The sequence below is a fragment of the Pirellulales bacterium genome (assembly GCA_019694455.1).
In the GTDB taxonomy this organism is placed as follows: Bacteria; Planctomycetota; Planctomycetia; order Pirellulales; family JAEUIK01; genus JAIBBY01.
In genome coordinates this window covers 77960-96814 of the sequence record JAIBBY010000002.1, presented here as the reverse complement: position 1 = coordinate 96814, position 18855 = coordinate 77960, and the positions used below count along the sequence as shown (strand labels likewise).

At 63.3% G+C, this 18855-nt stretch carries 17 protein-coding genes; 10 read left to right on the top strand and 7 right to left on the bottom strand.

The genetic code is table 11. The annotated features are described in order from the left end of the window. The first annotated feature begins 118 nt into the window (after positions 1-118). On the top strand, positions 119-562 hold the full coding sequence (locus tag K1X71_01695; protein ID MBX7071835.1) for a hypothetical protein: 444 nt from the start codon (positions 119-121) through the stop codon (positions 560-562). Here K1X71_01695 and K1X71_01690 read toward each other — a convergent pair. Continuing rightward, positions 551-1111 carry a hypothetical protein gene (locus tag K1X71_01690; protein MBX7071834.1) on the bottom strand — a complete coding sequence of 187 codons (561 nt, stop codon included), beginning with the start codon at positions 1109-1111 and terminating at the stop codon, positions 551-553. The genes K1X71_01695 and K1X71_01690 overlap by 12 nt on opposite strands. A gap of 338 nt (positions 1112-1449) precedes the next feature. On the opposite strand from K1X71_01690, the gene K1X71_01685 reads away from it, so the two are divergent. Further along, the gene (locus K1X71_01685) at positions 1450-1836 is read left to right on the top strand and encodes an MmcQ/YjbR family DNA-binding protein (GenBank protein MBX7071833.1); all 387 of its coding nucleotides are present in this window, start codon (positions 1450-1452) and stop codon (positions 1834-1836) included. Positions 1837-1863: 27 nt separating this feature from the next. On the opposite strand, the gene K1X71_01680 is transcribed toward K1X71_01685, so the two are convergent. Continuing rightward, positions 1864-4110, bottom strand: coding sequence for a UvrD-helicase domain-containing protein (locus K1X71_01680; GenBank protein MBX7071832.1), 2247 nt, complete (start codon positions 4108-4110; stop codon positions 1864-1866). Between the two features lie 198 nt (positions 4111-4308). Here K1X71_01680 and K1X71_01675 point away from each other — a divergent pair, with 198 nt between their 5' ends. After that, positions 4309-4593, top strand: coding sequence for a DNA-directed RNA polymerase subunit alpha (locus K1X71_01675; protein ID MBX7071831.1), 285 nt, complete (start codon positions 4309-4311; stop codon positions 4591-4593). 18 nt (positions 4594-4611) lie between these two features. Here K1X71_01675 and K1X71_01670 read toward each other — a convergent pair whose 3' ends face one another. Next, positions 4612-5976, bottom strand: coding sequence for a PQQ-binding-like beta-propeller repeat protein (locus tag K1X71_01670; protein ID MBX7071830.1), 1365 nt, complete (start codon positions 5974-5976; stop codon positions 4612-4614). 329 nt (positions 5977-6305) lie between these two features. On the opposite strand from K1X71_01670, the gene K1X71_01665 reads away from it, so the two are divergent. Next, positions 6306-7592, top strand: coding sequence for a citrate synthase (locus K1X71_01665; GenBank protein MBX7071829.1), 1287 nt, complete (start codon positions 6306-6308; stop codon positions 7590-7592). An 84-nt stretch (positions 7593-7676) separates the two neighbouring features. On the opposite strand, the gene K1X71_01660 is transcribed toward K1X71_01665, so the two are convergent. Further along, positions 7677-8372, bottom strand: coding sequence for a DUF1326 domain-containing protein (locus K1X71_01660; protein ID MBX7071828.1), 696 nt, complete (start codon positions 8370-8372; stop codon positions 7677-7679). A 119-nt stretch (positions 8373-8491) separates the two neighbouring features. Next, positions 8492-10369 (bottom strand): SLC13 family permease, encoded by a 1878-nt coding sequence (locus K1X71_01655; GenBank protein MBX7071827.1) that lies wholly within the window; start codon positions 10367-10369, stop codon positions 8492-8494. A gap of 216 nt (positions 10370-10585) precedes the next feature. Here K1X71_01655 and K1X71_01650 point away from each other — a divergent pair, with 216 nt between their 5' ends. After that, positions 10586-11239: a DUF4339 domain-containing protein gene (locus K1X71_01650; protein ID MBX7071826.1), complete on the top strand. Its 654-nt coding sequence runs from the start codon at positions 10586-10588 to the stop codon at positions 11237-11239. Here K1X71_01650 and K1X71_01645 read toward each other — a convergent pair. Further along, positions 11236-12627 carry a hypothetical protein gene (locus K1X71_01645; GenBank protein MBX7071825.1) on the bottom strand — a complete coding sequence of 464 codons (1392 nt, stop codon included), beginning with the start codon at positions 12625-12627 and terminating at the stop codon, positions 11236-11238. The genes K1X71_01650 and K1X71_01645 overlap by 4 nt on opposite strands. A gap of 224 nt (positions 12628-12851) precedes the next feature. Here K1X71_01645 and K1X71_01640 point away from each other — a divergent pair, with 224 nt between their 5' ends. The 3 genes from K1X71_01640 to K1X71_01630 all read left to right on the top strand — a co-directional run bounded on the left by K1X71_01640 (position 12852) and on the right by K1X71_01630 (position 15823). After that, a complete protein-coding gene (locus K1X71_01640; GenBank protein ID MBX7071824.1) occupies positions 12852-13400 on the top strand; it encodes a hypothetical protein in 549 nt (182 codons plus the stop codon). An 80-nt stretch (positions 13401-13480) separates the two neighbouring features. Continuing rightward, positions 13481-14962 (top strand): hypothetical protein, encoded by a 1482-nt coding sequence (locus K1X71_01635; GenBank protein MBX7071823.1) that lies wholly within the window; start codon positions 13481-13483, stop codon positions 14960-14962. Between the two features lie 171 nt (positions 14963-15133). Further along, a complete protein-coding gene (locus K1X71_01630) occupies positions 15134-15823 on the top strand; it encodes a hypothetical protein (GenBank protein MBX7071822.1) in 690 nt (229 codons plus the stop codon). A gap of 390 nt (positions 15824-16213) precedes the next feature. Here the strand turns inward: K1X71_01630 and K1X71_01625 are convergent, their stop codons facing one another. Next, on the bottom strand, positions 16214-16582 hold the full coding sequence (locus K1X71_01625; protein MBX7071821.1) for a hypothetical protein: 369 nt from the start codon (positions 16580-16582) through the stop codon (positions 16214-16216). A 522-nt stretch (positions 16583-17104) separates the two neighbouring features. Between K1X71_01625 and K1X71_01620 the strand changes: the two genes are divergently transcribed. Continuing rightward, positions 17105-17812 (top strand): hypothetical protein, encoded by a 708-nt coding sequence (locus K1X71_01620; GenBank protein MBX7071820.1) that lies wholly within the window; start codon positions 17105-17107, stop codon positions 17810-17812. 11 nt (positions 17813-17823) lie between these two features. Further along, positions 17824-18855 (top strand): hypothetical protein, encoded by a 1032-nt coding sequence (locus K1X71_01615; GenBank protein ID MBX7071819.1) that lies wholly within the window; start codon positions 17824-17826, stop codon positions 18853-18855.

Genomic DNA, 18855 nt, shown 5'->3' with positions numbered 1-18855 from the left:
GCTACTGGCTTCGCTTGCGTCCTGGTCTTTCGGCCTCGCCCCCCACGCAGCGTAACAGGGGGAGAGGCTTGGGCCGCAGGTCGCGGTGAGGGGCCATTCTCGAAGTTGGGCCGACAAGATGCACTACACAGATCTCGAATCCTGCTCGCTCTTCAGCAAGATCGCGCGCGTGCCAGTGCTTGCCGTGGGCTGGCTACAGCCCGGCCACATCCATACCGAGGGAGGCGTCGACCCAACCATCGTTGATCGGCTTTGTGAGTTGCTCGCCAATCCCTGGCAACCAGGACTCGCCTTGGGGGTTCACCAGTGCGAATTCTGTCGACTAACTGGCGGGCCAACCATCTTTGCGCGCGGCCATTTTCGAATCGAGCTGGGCGTAAACAATCTCTTTGTGCCGACTTCCGAAGTCGTCTATGTCGCTCCATCGACGATCTTGCATTACATGGACGCACATGAATACGCGCCGCCTACCGAGTTTTGCGACGCAGTGATGGCTTGTCCGCCAATGCGCTCGATGTCGTACTTGCGATTGATCGCCCAATCAGGCCTGTCACGCCGGTAGTGTCGCGCTCGGTAGCCGTGTGCGGCGCCAAACCACCTTCGCCCACACGATCCAGGCCACACACATTAACCATGCCGGACAGATGGCCCAAATCACAAGATGGCGCCAGGTCGCGTTGATTTCGGGCGCCAGTCGCGCATCTCGACGTGCGACATCCGAAAACGCGTCTCGAATCGAGTCATATATGAGCATGCCCGACGCCTTCCAGATAACAAACGACCAGACGGCAGCGGTGAAAGTAGCGACTAGCAGCGCCCCGACACCATACCGCAACCTCTGAGAACGTTTGGGCGCTGCCGTCATCTCGTAGATCGCCAGGGCCGCCCAACTCAAGCACATCAGCCACGCCGGGCCGAGCGCCGCCAGCAACACTATCCGACACCGTTGATTGAGCGACTGAAAGACTAAGCCGTCCGCGACGACCTCATCCCGCATGCTCAGATAGAATGGATCAAACACCAAAAACCCGGCCGCGTTCCAAACCAGCAGCGACCAGATCAAACCAGCGCAGGCGCCGACGCCAAGCAACCAAGGAACGACAATCATCATGCTCTGTAGCCTATCATCGAATGCGCTGTGTCCGACCACTTCGCCGGTACCGCTGACCGAATACTGTCCTGTGACAACTCCAAATGCAGGCGAAGCTTACTCTATTTCACGCTGATTCAACTGTTCACGCATGCACTTACCACGCCAGCGCTGGCATAGCCAGTCAATCTTGCCAAACCTGTCCGGAAGCATCGTTAATGCGGCGCGAGAACCTCGACTTTGGCCCCGCCGTGAATTCGGAAGCCGGTAAAAAAATCCGATTCCGTGTACTCCGACAACGCGCTGCGTGGGTTACGATCTCCCTAATCGCTTCTTCCTAGTTTCTCCCCCTGCTTTCCATGCCGCCGCGCGCCATCACTCGCCTGCGCAAGCTCTGCCTCAAGCTGCCCGAGGCGCACGAGGTCGAGGCCTGGGGCGAGGCCACCTTCCGCGTGCGCAACAAAATCTTCGCCATGCACGCCAGCGGCCACAACCATCACGGCGCGGGGCGCGAGGCGGTGTGGCTCAAGGCGGCGCCGGGCGAGCAAGCCCGCATGATCCGCGCCGCCCCCGATTGCTTCTTTGCCCCGCCCTATGTCGGGCCGAGCGGTTGGATCGGCATTTGGCTCGATGCCGGCGTCGACTGGGAAGACATCGCCGAATTCGTGCGCGACTCGTATCGCCTGGTCGCCCCCAAACGACTCTCCGCCCAAATCGCCCCGGCGAGTGACGAAGAATCCATTTAGCTCGCGCCGACTCGATGCGCGAGCGCCCTACTTCACCGGCTTTAGATTGGTGTTGAGCAGCACGAACTTTTTCACCCCCACGCTGCCAAACTCCACCGTCGCCATCCGCCGCACCCCAGAGCCCGACAGCGCCACGATCGTCCCCAGTCCATACTCGGGATGCAGCACCCGCATGTTGTGGCAAAAAGTCTCTGGCGAGATCGCCGGCCGCGAGGCTGCCGGCGCGTCGCCCCGCGCCATCTCGGCCGCCGTCGTGATGGCGAACTGCTTGGGCCGCGGCGGAAATTCGAACGCCTCGGGCGAGACCACCGGCTCCTGATGGAACTCTTCGAGCCAATCCACTTCGCTCGGCGTGTCGCCGTGCCAATCGAACTCGTCGCGCGGCAACTCCATCTGAAACTGACTCGGTATCGTCATGCGCCGCTGCCCGCGAAACTCGCGATAGTAGGCCTGACTGAGCCATAGCTCTTGCCGCGCGCGGGTAATGCCCACAAACAAGAGCCGCCGCTCTTCTTCTAGTTGGTCGGGCGCCTGCAAGCTGCGCTCGTGCGGCATCAACCCTTCTTCCAGGGCGATGATGAACACCACCGGAAACTCCAGCCCCTTGGCGGCGTGCAGCGTCATCAGCGTGACGCGGTCGTTCTCCGCCTCCCAGGCGTCAGTCTCGTTGGCCAGGCACACTTCTTCCAAAAAGCGCTCCAGGCCGCCATCGTCGGGGTGTCGTTCGTCGTATTGCCGCGCGGCGGTGAGCAACTCCTGCACGTTGGCCAGCCGCTCCTGATCGTCCTCGCTGTCCGACTTCTCGAGCGCGTCTTGATAGCCCGACTCTTTGAGCAGCCGCCCCATGATCTCTTCCACCGGTCGCTCGATGAGCGTCCCCAGCAGGTCGTACATCGCCACGAAGCGGGCCACGCTGGTGGCGGCCCGCTTGGGCAGTCCTTCGACCACGCCCGCCTCGCGAGCGGCGTCGAATAGCGACAGGCCGCGTCGATCGGCATGCGCTCGCAGGCGCTCGATGGTCGCCTTGCCGATGCCGCGCGCCGGCGAGTTGATCACCCGCAAAAAGGCCACCTCGTTGCGCGGGTTGTTGAGCACTTGCAAATACGCCAGAACGTCCTTGATCTCCTTGCGCTGATAAAACTCCAGACCGCTGATCATCTGGTACGGCACGCCGCGCTCGCGCAGCGCGTGCTCCAACTCGCGGCTCAGCGCGTTCACCCGGTAGAAAATGGCGAAGTCGCTCGGCCGGCGGCGTCCCGCTTCGATCTCCGCCGCGATGCGGTCGGCGATGCCATCCGCCTCCTCGCTTTGATTCGAGTAAAGGGTGAAGCGGACCGGCGCCCCCTCCTCGTTATCGGTGAACAGCGCCTTTTCCTTGCGCCGCACGTTGTGCGCGATCAAGGCGTCGGCCGCGCGCAAAATACTCTTGGTGCTGCGATAATTCTGCTCCAAGCGCACCACCCGCACCTCGGGGTAGTCGCGCTCGAACTCCAGAATGTTGCTCAAGTTGGCGCCGCGCCAGCCATAGATCGACTGATCAGGGTCACCAGTGACCGACAGATTGGGATATTGAATCGACAGCGCCCGCACAATCGCGTACTGCGCGCTGTTGGTGTCTTGATACTCGTCGACCATGATGTAGCGAAACGCGGCGTCGTAGCCGGCCCGCAGTTCTGGGTTGTCGCGCAGCAGCGTGGCCACATGCAGCAACAGGTCGTCAAAGTCCACGGCGTTGGCCGCCAGCAATTGCGATTGGTACGCCGGGTACACGCGTCCCACCACCGCCGCCAGCGCGCCGGCGGGCCGCGCCAGATAGGCCTCCGGCGTCAGCAGGTTGTTCTTGGCGTGGCTGATCGCCTGCCCGATCCGCTCCGGCGTGTAATGCACCGGATCAAAGTTCAACCGCTCCAGCGCCAGCTTAAGCGCCCGCTGGCTGTCGCCCGTGTCGAAGATCGTGAAGTTCTGCTCCAGACCGACCAGCGCCGCGTGCTTGCGCAACAGCCGCGAGCAAAATCGATGAAACGTGCTGGTCCACACATGCTGCCCCGGCGCCAGCGCCTCGACCCGCGAGCGCATCTCCTCGGCCGCTTTGTTGGTGAACGTCAGCGCCACGATCTGCCGCGCCGGCACCCCCTCGCTCAGCATGTGGGCGATGCGGTGCGTCACCACCCGCGTCTTGCCGCTCCCCGGACCCGCCAAAATCAATAGCGGGCCGTCGATGTGCTGCACGGCCTCGCGTTGGGCAGACGTCAAATGTTGGAGTAAATCGGCCATGTCACTTGAGTATACCGGTCGCGCGCCGACCAGCGAGGCGATGCTGGCAAAACCCCTGCTATCACGCGATTTTTTCAGCGCCAATTGCTACGAAAGCCGCGGGGCGATTGTTATACTGCTCCCCACTTGCGGCATGTGGGACTTGCCGCGGTCGACGCCCCACTCGTCAACCATTTCTTGTACAGGGAGGTAATTGTCATGACGCGCGTTCCGCTCAGCGCCGCCGAGGGTCAAGCTCGCGATCTCAAAAACCGCTTGTCGATGAGCACCGCCGAGATTGGGCTCACGGTTCGCACCACCAACTGTCTCGAAGAGCGCGGCATCTTCACCGTCAACGACCTGTTGCACTGCACGCGCGACGATCTGTTGAGCATCTCCAACTTTGGCGAAAAGACTTTGGAAGAAGTCTACAAATCGTTGGAGTCGGTCGGCTTCTATCGCCCCGGTCGCCAGACCACCCTGAAGGCCGTCAAGGCGCGCTAACCGTCACAGCGCAGTGCTTCAAGGCGCGCTCAGATCGAAGCACGCCAAACGATCGGCGCTGCGCACAAAAATTCGGCCGCCGGCGATGGCGGGCATGGTCCACGTCGCGCCGGCGGCCAATTTCCATTGGCCCAACTCGGCGTACCGCGCCGGATTGGCCGCCAACAGTGCCACACTCCCCTCCTCGTTCAGCGCGAGCAGGCGATCTCCCGCCAAAACCGGCGACGCGTAGTAGCCGTGGTCGCCCCCTTGCCACAGCGTCTTGCCGTCGGACAGACGCACGCAGGCAAACTGCCCGTCGTCCGCCATCCCGTACACGTGCCCTTCGTGCACCAACATCGACGACAAATAGCTGGTCAGATCCACGTTGTCCCAGGCCACGCTCGCCTGTTGCCCCTCACCAGCGGTCGCTATGCGCAGCCCGGTCAATGGCTTGCCATCGCCGGTCACCAGCACCAGGTCATCCGCAATAGCGGGCGTGCTGATGCTCTCGTCGTATTGAATTTGAAATGGGTGGCTCCACAAGAGTTTGCCGTCCGCCAGTCGCAGGCCCACCACGCGCGGCCCCGTCATCACCACCACCTGCTCGACGCCGGCCAGCATCGCCGCCACCGGCGACGAATACGACACATGCTCGCGCAATGCCTGCCATACGACCTTGCCAGTCGGCGCGTCGAAGGCCATCACTGTGCCGCCGCGCTCTCCTCCCACCGACAGCACGATCTTGCCGTCGATCGCCAATAGCGATCCGGTGTAGCCAAACAGCGGCGCCCGCCCCCCCTGGCCGGCAGTCGTCGGCACAACGACCGAGCGAGTACCGTCCACGTACGCCCGGCCGTCGGCCAGTGGAACGGACTCCGAAAACTCCGCCGGCAGATCGTGCTGCCAGAGGCGCTTGCCGTTGGCGGCGTCGACGCATTGCAAATATCCGGCGATCCCCAGGCTGTACACTTTGCCGTCGGCGACGACCGGCGTCGATTTTGGCCCGTTGCCATGCTTGCGCCCCACGGGGTGCGGCTCAAAATCGACGCGGTTCTCAACCACCCACAGCCTCTTGCCGCGATCGGCGTCAAAGGCCAACAGCCGCTCTTTGTCTCCCTGGCGATCGGTAACGAAAACCCGCCCATCGGCCACCACCGGCGAAGACCAGCCATCGCCGGTGGGTTGCTCCCAAACGAGCGCGGGCGCCTGCCGAGGCCATTGCCACGCGCGCGGAAACTGTTCCGCCACGCCCCGGCCAACCGGTCCGCGCCAGCCCGGCCACTCCCCCCCCATCTTGGCGCCATAGGGCGCCGCGACGGCAGTTGGCGCGGCAAACTCCGCCGGCCGTTCGCACCCGGCCCAGGCCAACATCAACAGACACAGCCAACTCAGTTGTCGCATGGATCGATTCCGACCAGCCACTGACGAACGCGCAAAGCAGGTTGAGACGGCGAGCCAACCGTTTCTTGCCGCCTTAACTACCAGGTAACGACACTCAACTCTGGTCGTCGCACGATTATAGCGGCGGCAGACTCGTCCGCCGCGGCGTCGACCATGACTGCTTCGCATAAGCAATAGTAATAGTGGGCGCGTGCAATGTTCGATACGTGAATTGTGGTAAGCGCCGCGCGCCGCTACACTGCGGGTTAACAACACACGATAGCAGAAGACAGCAGATTGCAATGGTTGCGACCAAATCCCCTGCGCAGAATCGGGAAGGATCGAACTCGATGACGGAAGTTGCCAAGCTGCAACTCAATGGCCAGCAGATCGAGTTGCCCATCGTTGTCGGTTCAGAGAACGAACACGCGGTCGATATCTCCAAGCTGCGTTCGCAAACCGGCTACATCACGCTGGACGAAGGGTTCGTCAACACCGGCTCGACCACCAGCGCCATCACCTATCTCGATGGCGAAAATGGCGTCCTCCGCTACCGCGGTTACCCGGTGGAGCAACTGGCGGCGCACTGCGACTTTGTCGAGATCAGCTACCTGCTCATCTATGGGGAACTGCCCAACGCCGATCAGCTTGAACAGTTCCGCAAAAATCTTCGTCGGCACACCATGCTGCACGAGGACATGCGCTCGTTTTACAACGGTTTTCCGCGCGACGCCCACCCCATGGCCATCCTCAGTTCAGTGGTCGGCGCGCTCTCCACGTTCTATCAAGACTCGCTCAACCCGCGCGATCCCGCGCAGGTCGAGATGTCGATTTATCGGGTGATGGCCAAACTGCCCACCATCGCCGCCTACAGCTACAAGAAGTCGATTGGCCAGCCGTTCATCTATCCGCGCAACGATCTCGATTACGTCGAGAACTTTTTGCAGATGATGTTCGCGGTCCCCTCCGAGCCGTATGTGATCGACCCGGACGCCGTCCGCGCGCTCAACCTGTTGTTCATCGTGCATGCCGACCACGAGCAAAATTGCAGCACCTCCACGGTGCGCATCGTCGGCTCGGCCGACGCCAATCTGTTCGCCTCCATCGCGGCCGGCATCTGCGCCCTGTGGGGGCCGCTGCATGGCGGCGCCAATCAGGCCTGCATCGAAATGCTCGAACATATCCGCGCCAACGGCGGAGACGTTCGCAAGGCGGTCGAGCTCGCCAAGAAAAAGGACAGCGGTTTCCGCCTCATGGGCTTTGGACACCGTGTTTACAAGCACTACGACCCGCGCGCCTCGATCATCAAGGACGCGTGCCACAAGCTGCTCAAGAAAAAGAACATCGACGACCCCATCCTCGACATCGCCCAAGAACTCGAAGAAGTCGCCCTCCACGACGAGTACTTTGTCGAACGCAAGCTCTATCCCAACGTCGACTTCTACTCCGGCATCATCTACCGCGCCTTGGGACTGCCCGAGCCGATGTTCACCGTCATGTTCGCCATCGGCCGCTTGCCGGGCTGGATCGCCCACTGGGTGGAGATGCACCGCTCGGTGAACAAAAAGATCGGCCGCCCGCGGCAGATCTACGTCGGTCCCAACAAGCGCGATTTTCTGCCGATCGCGGAACGGTAAACCGTCCGCTTCCCCCGCGCAAAAGTAAAGCCGCGCTGCCGTGCGCGGCTTTTCCTTTGACAATCTGACTGTCGAACACTGCGCCTATCGCGCGGCCAGTTCTTCGGTCTTCACGTTGAACGTGGCCAAGAACGAACTGCGCGTGCGCGGCGCCTGCCAGCGGCTCCCCAGCCCACGTCCCTGATAGCCCGCCTCCACGGTGTATGCCGGCTCGTAGCTATCGACGTCGGTCAGCGGCGGATAAAAGATCATCTCGTTGGTGCATACGCAATCTCCCTTACCGAGCTTACGCGTCTCGATGTGAGCCACCTTGCCGGCGGTCAGCTTGGCCACCATGTCGATATGATCGAGCGTCATGTCGATCGCCACCGACTCGACACGCGTCACCTCGCCCGCCAACTGGCCCGCGCGGCTCTTGGCGAACGCCACCAGCGCGTCGCGCTGCGCGGGACTGGCGTCTTGATCGACCAACACCACCGAGCGGATCGGATCGGGCCGCACCACCATCCCGCCGCCAAAGCCCAGCGTATCCGAGGCGCGGATAGCCATCACCACCTGACGGCCAGCGAGATCAACACCGTTGAACGAGCCACGGTCAATGCTCCAGGCCAGCAGCGCGTCGCGGCCGGTTAGCCCCACCTGGCCGTTCGCGAAACAGGGTCCTGTGTAAACGTCGCAGGTCCGCGTTTCGAGATAATCTCCAGAAATCTCCTCGGCGGTGGCGACCGCATGGCTCAACAAGGCAACAGCGGCCAGCACGGTCCAACAAAGCGCGCGCATCAGATAAGCTCCTCGGGCAAGAGACATCGGCAAAATGCAAATGGCGAGCGACTTCGGCCATTCTATCCCTGCCAAAAAACAGGGTCCAGCGCGATGCCTCTCCGCGCGCCGATCATCTGCTAGCTGTGAAATGGCCAAACCAAGGGCGCGATCAGCACCGTGATGACCCCAATCAACAGGTCGAGCGGCACCCCCACCTTCACATAGTCGCTAAAGCGATATCCGCCCGGACCGTAGACCATCAAATTCGTCTGATAGCCGATCGGCGTGGCGAAACCCGCCGACGCCGCCATCATGATCACGATGATGAACGACATGGGATTGGCGTCCAGATTCCGCGCCGTGGCCAGCGCGAACGGAAACATCAGCGCCGCCGCGGCGTTGTTGGTGATTAGCTCGGTCACGATCACCGTCACCACGTACAGCATGGCCAGCGCGTACCAAGGGCTGCCGCCCGAAACGTCGATGATCGCGCTGCCAATCACCTTGGCCGCCCCCGTCTTTTCCAGCGCCGCTCCCAAGCCAAACGACGCGGCGATCGCCACCAACACCGACCAATCGATCGAGCGCCGCGCCGATCCAATGGTCACGCAACCGGTCACCAGCATCGCCGCCGCGGCAATCACCGCCGCCTTGAGCATCGACAGACTGGCGATGGCCCGCACCACCGGCCCCAGCGCCGCCACGCGACTGGGAATGGTCGCAAACCACTCCGTCTCGGCCAGCGTCACCGCGATCACCATGCAAAGCAAAATGCCAATCGCCAGCGCCGCGCGCTCGTGATGCGGCGGGTTCGAGTTTTCGATCGCGCTGACCAGGTAAAAATCGCGGCTGTTGCGCTGCTGTTCCGCGAACGACGGATGACACTCCAACAGCAACGTGTCTCCCGGCGTCAACACAATGTCGCCGATCTTCTGCCGCAGTCGCTCGCCGTTGCGCGCCACGGCAATCACCGCCGCGTTGTAAATCGACCGAAAACGGCCATCGCGGATCGTCCGCCCCGCCACCGGGCAGGTGTCCGAAACCACCGCCTCCACCAGCGTGCGTTCGCCCGTCGGGCTCACCAGCTTGAACACCTGATCGGTGGCCGGCACCAGCCCGCGGATGCGCCGCATCTCCACCACCGAATCGACGATTCCCACGAACACCAGCCGGTCGTTCGCCCGCAATCGCTCGAGCGACGAAACCGCCGGCATGATCGTTCCTGCGCGATCGATCTCCGCCAGGTACACCCCCTCCAAATGGCGCAGCCCCGCGTCCTCGATCGTCTTGCCCACCAGGGGGCTATCGGGCGCCACCAGCATTTCCACTGTGTACTCGCGCGGATCGTCGTGCCGGCTGATAGCGGGTCGCCGGTCGGGCAAGAGCCAGCGGCTGACAAAGATTACATACGCGCACCCCGCCAGCGCCGAAGGCAACCCCACCCAGGTGATGTCGAACATCCCCAGGCCATGCGGCAGATCGGTCTTGCCAAGCGCTTGCTCTTCGTTGGCCGCGGCGGAGATCACCAGACCATTCACCACCAGGTTGGTGCTGGTGCCGATCAAGGTGCAAGTGCCGCCCAAAATCGCCGCGAAGCTCAGCGGCATCATCACCTTCGACGCCGCGATGCGCAACTGACGCGCCCAATCGTTGACCGCCGGAATCAGCATCGCCACGAGCGGCGTGTTGTTCATGAAGGCGCTCAGCGCCGCCACCGGCAGCATCAGCCGCGTCACTGCGCCAGACGCCGACTTCGGCCGCCCGAACAACCGATTGGCAATGATGTCCACGCCGCCCGTTTCGCGCACCCCGGCGCCGATCACAAATAGCACGCCCACGGTAATCATGCCTTCGTTGGCGAAGCCGACCAGCGCGTCGCCCGGCGACAGGATGCCCGTCACCAACAAGAACCCCAGCGCCCCCACCAGAGCGATATCCGGGGCGATCGATGTGAAGGCCAGCGCCGCGAACACGGCGCCAATCACCCCTATGGTTGTCCAGGCCGAGATGCTCATCGTTCAACTAAACCCATGCTATCCGCTGCCGACCAAAACCCCGCAGCCAGACAAAGTTAGGTAGTGTGGTTCAATCGCCGCAAGCCCGCAAGGGCAGCGCGCGCAGACCCTGCGCCACGCCCGCCTCAAAATCGTATAATCCCTTTCTGGTCGGCGCCGAGGCATGGCAAGCGCCTGACATGGCACTACTTCTCAATACCCCTCGCTGCCAACCGCATGGGCATCCGTTTCCTCTGTCCCAACGGACACAAACTGCACGTCAAAGACTTCCTGGCGGGCAAGCGCGGCGTCTGTCCCAACTGCCAGGCGCGCTTTTACGTCCCCACGCAGTCGATGCCCAACTTGCGGGTGGCGCCAGCTCAAAAGCGTGGCAGCGGCGATTCTCATCCGACCACCGGCACCAACCATCTGGCGGCGAGCGCGGCGCCGGCCGGTCCGAGCAGCGACCCGCTCTCTGGTCCCCCCGACACGCATTGGCATGTGCGCTACGCCAGCGGCGAACAGTTTGGCCCAGCCGCGCCCGATGTGATGCGCCGCTGGTTGGCCGAAGGGCGCGTCCCCGCCGATGCGCTCGTTTGGCGCAGCGATTGGGAACAATGGCGCGCCGCGCAAGAGGTCTTTGAATCGAGCGACGACCAGCCCATCGGCTCCGAGTTTGAATTCGACCCGCAATTGCTCAGTCCGCGCGGCCCCGCCCCCGTGGCGGAAGCCGAAGAAATCACCGAGATCGAACCGCTGGAGGAAGCTCCGCGCCCCTCGCGCGCCTACCGCCGCCTGTCGCAGCAGCGGACGACCAAGATCATCGCCGGACTGGTGGTCGCGCTGTTCGTGCTCTTGCCGCTGCTTTGGTATGTGCTCTTTGCGGCCTAATTCGGCTTTGCGGTCGCATCGGCTTTCAGCAATTGTCGCATCGCCGTCATGAGCGATTCTTCCACCTCGGGCGCGGTGCGCGAGACAGGACTCGTCTCGTAGCCCCCTTGCGAGTAGGCGATGGCCGTGCCAATGTAGCCCGCGCCGTAATCGCCATAGGCCGCCATGCACACGGTGGCTTGCGGCGCCATTTGCTGCGCCGCCAATTGATATTCCACGAACAGTTCTCCCGGCATGTGCAGCACGCGAATATCTGGCCCCAATCCCAGGCAGGCGATTACCGGATGCTTTCCCTCGCGCACCCGCAGACAATACGCCAGATCGCGCGCCGCGCGCATCCGCTCCGCCTGTGGCGCGGCGGCGTCGTCCAGCACGCGCGCCAGCGCGGACTCGTCTTGCACTATGTCTCGGAGCGGCATCTTGGCGACGGTGGTGTTCCACGCAAGCGCCGCGCCGTCGATCGGCCGCCGCTCCGTCGCCTCCCAGGCGCGCTGCATCCCCACCGCCAGTCGCTCCGCTAAAATCGGGCGCATGGCCGGCGAGCCGTCGTTGTACTTGCCCGCGGCCACGTTCCCCCCGGCGCCGTTGAAGTGAATATGCGGCACGCCCGGCACGGCGGCCTCGCGTAGCGCGCGCGCCATGCCGACAAAATCGGCGCTCACTCCTCCTTGACCGTAATAGCTCTGCGGATGCGTGGCGTAGTAGCTCAACACCACGAGCGGCCGATCCTGGCTCCATAGGCTGATCAAGCGCACCCGCGGATCGATCGTTCCCTCCGGCGCCGCGCGCACCGCCTCGTCCTTGCAAGAACTGAACCGCACATGCTGTACGCGGCCATCGGCGCCTAGTATGCGCCGATTTGACGCCACCCCCTCCACCACGCCAATGCCCACTCCCAAATGCGTCGCCGGCGTCAGTTGTTGCATGGCGGCGCGCGCGGCGTCGGCCGCCGTGCGCAGCACCTGCTCGGCGGATTCAGCGTTGTAAATCTGGCCCCGCATCCCACGCGCTGCCAACAAGGCCTCGCTCGACTCGTCGATGCCCGGCGCGTCGTGCTGGTGCAGCGCGTGTACCGCCACGCGATCGGCGCTGGTCCCAATGGCCCCGGCCAACGTCTCGCGCCAGCGGTCGTGCGACGCGTTGGCGATGCCCACCCAATCCACCGCCACCAGACACACTGGCGGGCCGCTGCCCACCAAAATCAAGCCGCGCGCGCTGAGCCGATCAACAATCTCCTTGGCCGGCGGCACCGCCCCCTCGCAGAGCGGACTCCCAAGTGGTGGCGTCGCGTCCACCTGAAACGTCGCCAGCCGTAGCGGTTCCGCGCCGCGTAATGGGGTAATGGAAAACACAAACAACAGCAGCCAGCAGGCCCACGGCATTCGCATGGCGCAAGTTTCCAGAGTTTGCGAAAGTAACCCAACCTGTGATCACGTCGATTATATCGCCCGGCCAGCGCCACCGCCCGCGCACCAAACGTTGGCGCGGCCCTGGCACGCCGTTTCCGCTCGGCGAATCACTTGTCGCGGCGGTTTACGCCCCCCCAGCGACCGATAGAATGGCGATTCGTGCCTCGGCTTCCTTGGATGCTATGTCAGTACCGGAGCAGACCATGCAAAAACATTGTTTCCCGCTGGCGATTGCCGTTCTCGTCTGCTCGCTGGGCCAGGTGTTTGCCGCGGACGAGCCGAAAGGCACGGAATTCAAGATCGCCGGCCTCACCTTTGAGGCGCCCACCGCGTTCAAAGTCGAGCGCCCCAAGTCGCAGATCATCGAGCAGGAGTTTTCGGTTCCCGCCGCCGAGGGAGACGAGCGCGGCGGTCGACTCACCGTGATGACCGCCGGCGGTACCGTCGCGCAGAACATCGAACGCTGGATCGGCCAATTCAGCTCGCCTGACGGGGGCGCCGTCAAACCCAAGGTCGAAAAGAAACAAGCCGGCCGCCACGAAGTTCACTTTGTCGAACTCTCGGGCACGTTCGACGACAAGCCCGCCCCGTTCGCGCCTGGCGTCGCGCGCGAGGGCTATCGCATGCTCGGCGCTATTATCCCCGGCGCTCGGGGCGCCGTGTACTTCAAGTTCTATGGCCCCAAGGCGACCATGTCCGCCCACGAAGCGGCGTTTCGCCAGATGATCCTCGACGGCGTCGACGAATCGTAACGCGCCTCTCGCCACCCATGGCGGAACGCGGCGAGCGTCCCTGCCTGCATCTTCCTCAATCGACGAGTCCGCTCTCCGGCATGAAGATTCAACAGTTTCTCGAACATCACGGCATCGGCGCCAATCCCTTCGCGGAGGAAGACGCCCAGACCGATCCGGTCTTCAAGACCTATTGCATCGCCAACGCCCACCACCCGGCCTGGGAAAAGGTGTATGGCGATCCCTCCGAGCCCGCCACCAGCGTGGTCTTTGGCGAGAAGGGTTCTGGCAAGACCGCGCTGCGGCTGCAGATCGTCAAGCACATCGAAGAGTACAACCGCGCGCATCCGGCGGGCCGTGTGTTCGTCATCGAATACGACGACTTTAATCCTTTCCTCGATCGTTTTCGCGACCGGGTCGGCAAACGCCGCGACGCCTCCCGCGTGCTCGATCAATGGAAGCTTTGGGACCACATGGACGCCATCCTCTCGATTGGCGTCACCAAGCTGGTCGACCGGATCCTCGGCGTCCGCAACGAGGACGAGAGCAACCAGGAACAACTCAATCTCAAGGCGCTCGATCGCCATCAATCGCGCGATCTGCTCTTGCTGGCCGCCTGCTACGATCAATCGACCTGGGAAACATTTCGCGGCCGTTGGAGCCGTCTGCGGCGCAAACTCCGCTTTTCCACGCTGCGGGCCAAGAAGTTCTTGCTGCTCGGCATGCTGGTCACGCTGACGGTGGTTGGAGTCGTGGCCGGAACCCAGCACTGGGATTGGCTCGCCTCCCCCTGGCCCTATTTGTTCGTGATCCTCGGCTGGCTCCCCTGGGCCATTCGCGCGGGGCGACTGCTATGGACCGCGCGCGGCATCGCCCGCGAGCTGCGCGTCATTAACCACACTCCCAACCCGTTGCGGCAGGTGCTCGGCAACTTCACGTCCGACGAACTCTCCAATCAGCCGCTCCCCACCCGCGCACGCACCGACGACCGCTACGAACTGCTGTCCAAGCTGCAAGGCGTGCTCAAATCGCTCGGCTACGGGGGCATTGTGGTGCTGGTCGATCGCGTCGATGAGCCGCATTTGATCAACGGCTCCCCCGATCTGATGCGGCAACTCCTCTGGTCGATGCTCGACAACAAGTTCTTGAAGCACCAGGGGATCGGCTTCAAGCTGCTGCTGCCGATCGAACTGTCGTACTACATCAATCGCGAGGACCGCGACTTTTACCAACGCGCTCGCCTCGACAAGCAGAACATGGTCCCCTCGCTGGAGTGGACTGGCGAGGCCCTGTACGACGTGGCCAACGCCCGCCTGCGCGCCTGCGCCAACAATGGACGCGCGCCCAAGGTGCGCGACTTGTTCGACGAGTCGATCAACGACCGCCGCCTGATCGACGCCTTTCGCGGACTGCGCGTGCCGCGGCACCTGTTCAAGTTCCTCTATCGGGCGATGGCCGCGCACTGCAACGCCCACACCGAGGACCAACCCGCTTGGCGCATCACCGGCGAAACCTTTGAATCGGCCTTGGCCCTCTATCAGCGCGACCAGGACGCCTTCGATCGCGGCATGGGAGCCGGTTGAGACGTCGCAATTTGGGTGACGCCATCCCGTCTTGACCCGCAGGCAAGGTTTCGCCAAACTCCCGCCCGCGCGCTGTGGATTCTCGCTCGATATTGCTAGCACTGATGGCGCGCCCGCCGACGCTTCCGCCGTCGACGGAACCCTCGCTGCCCAAGTAAGGAGACTGGCACGATGCGACGCCCGTTGGCCGGGATGGCCCTTTTGCTGTGTTGCTTTGCGGTTGGCTGCGGTGGCAGCGCCGCCACCAAGGATGCCCCTGCCGCGCAGGCCGCGGCCAAGTCCGTGCCACCGCCCGATGTCGCCGTCCGCGCGTTTCTCGAAGCGGTCCGCACCGGCAACGACACCGGCGCGTCCGAGCTATTGACGCCGCTCGCCAAGCAAAAGACACAGGAAATGGAACTTCAAGTGGCCCCGCCAGGCAGCGCCACCGCCAGCTATAAGATCGGCGCCACCGAGTACATCGCCGAAGATGGCGCCCATGTCGCCACCGAATGGACCGATGTCGACGCCGAAACCGGCACGCCGCAAACCGACCCTATTATCTGGATGGTGCAGCGCCAGCCGGACGGTTGGCGGATCGCGGGCATGGCGACCAAGGTCTTTGAAGATCAGCCGCCATTGTTTTTGAACTTCGAAGATCCCGAAGACATGCTGCGCAAGCAGCAGCTTGTCGCGGAGGAGATCGAGCGCCGCGCCAATCCACAAGCACAACCGCCAGCCGCCACCGCTCAGACTGGTCAGCCGGTCAGCGGCAATGCGGCCGCCGCGACACCCGTCGGCTCAACTCCGGCGGCGCCGCAGGGAGTGCAAAAGGCATCTGCCACGATTGGCCAAGCGCCCGCCACCACTCCGCGGCGCTAACGGCCCCGAAAATGGTTCCGGGATCGCTAGCTGATGATGAAAAATTCATCACATCGATTTGCCCGTGGAGCCCAATGACAAAATAGCGCGAAATTCGCTATTTTGAATTGAGCGGTAAATTAGGCTGTTTATCACTGCGACTCGAGAACGGACGGCCCGTTCTCGGGTCGTTTTTTTTGCGCGCATTACCCCGTTTGACGTTCACAACCAGCAAGCTACGTTTTCACAACGATCCCGCCGGTAACAATCGATTACCAATCCACCCTGACCCGCAAACTTTACCCAAACCGCCGCTTGACAGGGGTAGTCAGGGTGTTAACCTAGCCTGCGCAATGTGCTTAGTTTTCTTAACCGGCAAGGGCATTCACACAGGGACGCCCCCCGAGCGAGTTATCTGAGTTCATTGTCCAAAAAGAAATACTCCCCGCTCCAGTGGCTGCCTTGTCCGTGGGGGGTGGATGAACTGCGACGAGGCAGCAAACGATCGTTTGGGAATCCTGATATTCTCGGTACCTGTTTGGAGGAATTCGGATGAATCGGACTTTGTTGTTCGGCATCGCGATCTTTTTCGCGGTGGTTGGAATCGCCCTGGTGGGCGGTGAGAGCTCGGCCAAGGCCGGCTTGTTCGGTCACGGCTGCGGCGGCTGCCATGCTGGTTGCGGCGGCTACGATTGTGGCGGTGGCGATTGCTGCGCCCCGGCCTGTGGCGGTCGCAAGCACCGTCATCGTTGCTGTGGCTTGTTCGGCCACAAGCGTCATCGTCGTTGCGGCGGTTGCGCTGCCCCGGCCTGCTGCGGCGTTGATGCCTGCCAGCCGGCTTGCTGTGGCGAAGCCCCGGTCTGCGCCCCGGCCTGTCAGCCGGCTTGCCCCCCGAGCTGCTGCGGCGATGCCGCTGCTCCGGCTCCCGCTCCGGCCCCGGCCCCTGCGGCTGAGGCTGCTCCCCCGGCGCCCGCCCCGGCCCCTTCGGCCTCGGTGCAGCCGTTCGGTTTCCGTCAGGTCGCCTTCCGTCGCTAAGCGCGGATGACCCTGACCGAATATCGCCGTCTGCCCTGTGGCGGTGATGAGGTTAAATCAAGCCCGGACTTCGGTTCGCCGAAGTCCGGGTTTTTTTATGCCCCTGCCCCACCTCGCAATGATTCGCGCCACCGGCAATTCCCGAATGCTCCGCCGCTGGCTGAACTTGGCAAACTTCGCCGGTCGAGAAAGATGAAGCGGCGCGCTCTTTAAACTGCTCGCGCTCCGTCGGCGCACTCTCCCGAAATCCGCACTTCCAAGAATCCTATGACCAACGCCAACACCGCCGAGGCCAACATGCTCCCAGCCGGCGCCTTGCGCACCGGACTGTCGATCTTCTTGTTCGCGCACTTGTTCGCCGTCATCATCGCGATCGTCGGCCGCGGCCCGGTCCCCTCGCCCCTCACCTCCCGCGTCGCCAACCTCTCGATCCTGGCCGAGTACCGCCGCTTGTTGCATATCGATTCCGCCTACGCCTTTCCGCTGACGCGGGCAGACGAGTTCGACATCGATTACGTGATCGAAGCCCTGGTCACGCTCCCCACGGGAGAGGCTCAAACGCTGCTCATGCCCGATTCCAGTATCGCCGGCGAGCGCGCCCGCCATTGGCGCATGCTCGGCCAATACATGGCGCTGTATCTCGAAGACGCGGATCGCGAGTCGCTGCTCGCCACCGGCATCGGCCAAGGGCTCATCGCCCGCTACGACGCCAAAGACGTCGATCTGAAGCTCAAGGCCCATTACCTCCAGGACCGCGGCGGCTACCTGCAAAAGCCAGATCCCAATCGCGACGATCTGTGGCGCGATCGCTATGAAGCCCGCATCTGGATGTCGGGCGGCGCTCCGCGACTTCTCAAGAAAGAGAATCGCGGCGAGGCGGCGCCGGTCGCTGAATCCGCCTCCACGCCGGCCCTGCCTCCACAGCTTCCCCCAGCCTCGCCCACGCCGACCTTGCCCCCTTCGCTTGCGAAATAAGGACGATGGATTTGATCTCCACATACTTCAGCACCTTGGCCCAGCGCTTTGGAGAAGGGTGGAACCGCTTCTGGTTTACCCGCGCCCTTCCCGACACGCTCAGCCTCATGCGTCCGCTGGTCGGGCTGATCGCGCTGGCCTGGCACGCGACCTACACGGCCGACCTCGTTGAGTTCTTCGGCCCCGGCGGAGTCATCACCCCCGATCTCTGGAATGCCTGGACCTCCGGCTCGGCGATTGGCGGCGGCGTGTCGCGCTTCAACTACCTGATCTACGCCAACTCCGCGCAGTCGCTCGTCCTGATGCACTGGCTCGGCTTCGCGGTGCTGCTGGCGTTCACCGTAGGTTTCGCCACGCGCGCCGCCACGATCGGCGCCCTGGTCGTGGCCATCTCCTATATCCATCGCGCGCCGATGCTCACCAGCGAGTTCGAACCGGTGCTCACCATGGTCCTCGCCTATTTCACCTTTGCCGAAATCATTGCGCTCTTTGAGCGCCCGCCGCACACCCCCTTCGCCTTGCTTTCCGGCGACACGCTAGGCGCTCGGTTCTCCATCGACTCCTGGCTCCGCGGCGCCAGCCAGCCGCTTCCTTCCGCCGCCGCCAACATTGGTGCGCGGTTACTGCAGTTGCACGTCTCCGCCGTCTATTTCATGTCGGCGATCGCCAAGCTCGGCGTCGATGCCTGGTGGAGCGGCGAAGCGGTTTGGTGGCTGGTGGCCAAGCCCGAGGGCGCCAGCTACTTTCTCGCCCCCTACCTCGACGACCATGTGTTCCTGCTCAACTTCCTCACGCACTCCATCGTGTGGTTCCAACTCGCCTTCGCGCTGCTGATCTGGAACCGCTCGGCCCGCCCGCTGCTGGTCGCCTTGTCGCTCCCCCTGTGGTGCATGGTCGCGCTCGTCTCGGGCTTTTGGTTGTTCAGCGCCATCATGTTCGCCGCGGGACTGGCGTTCGTGGCGCCCCAGTGCTCCGCCGCGCTGGGCCGCTCACACGCCGTATTGCTCGACAGCAGCCAGCCAATGCCAGTGCCTTCGCGCTAA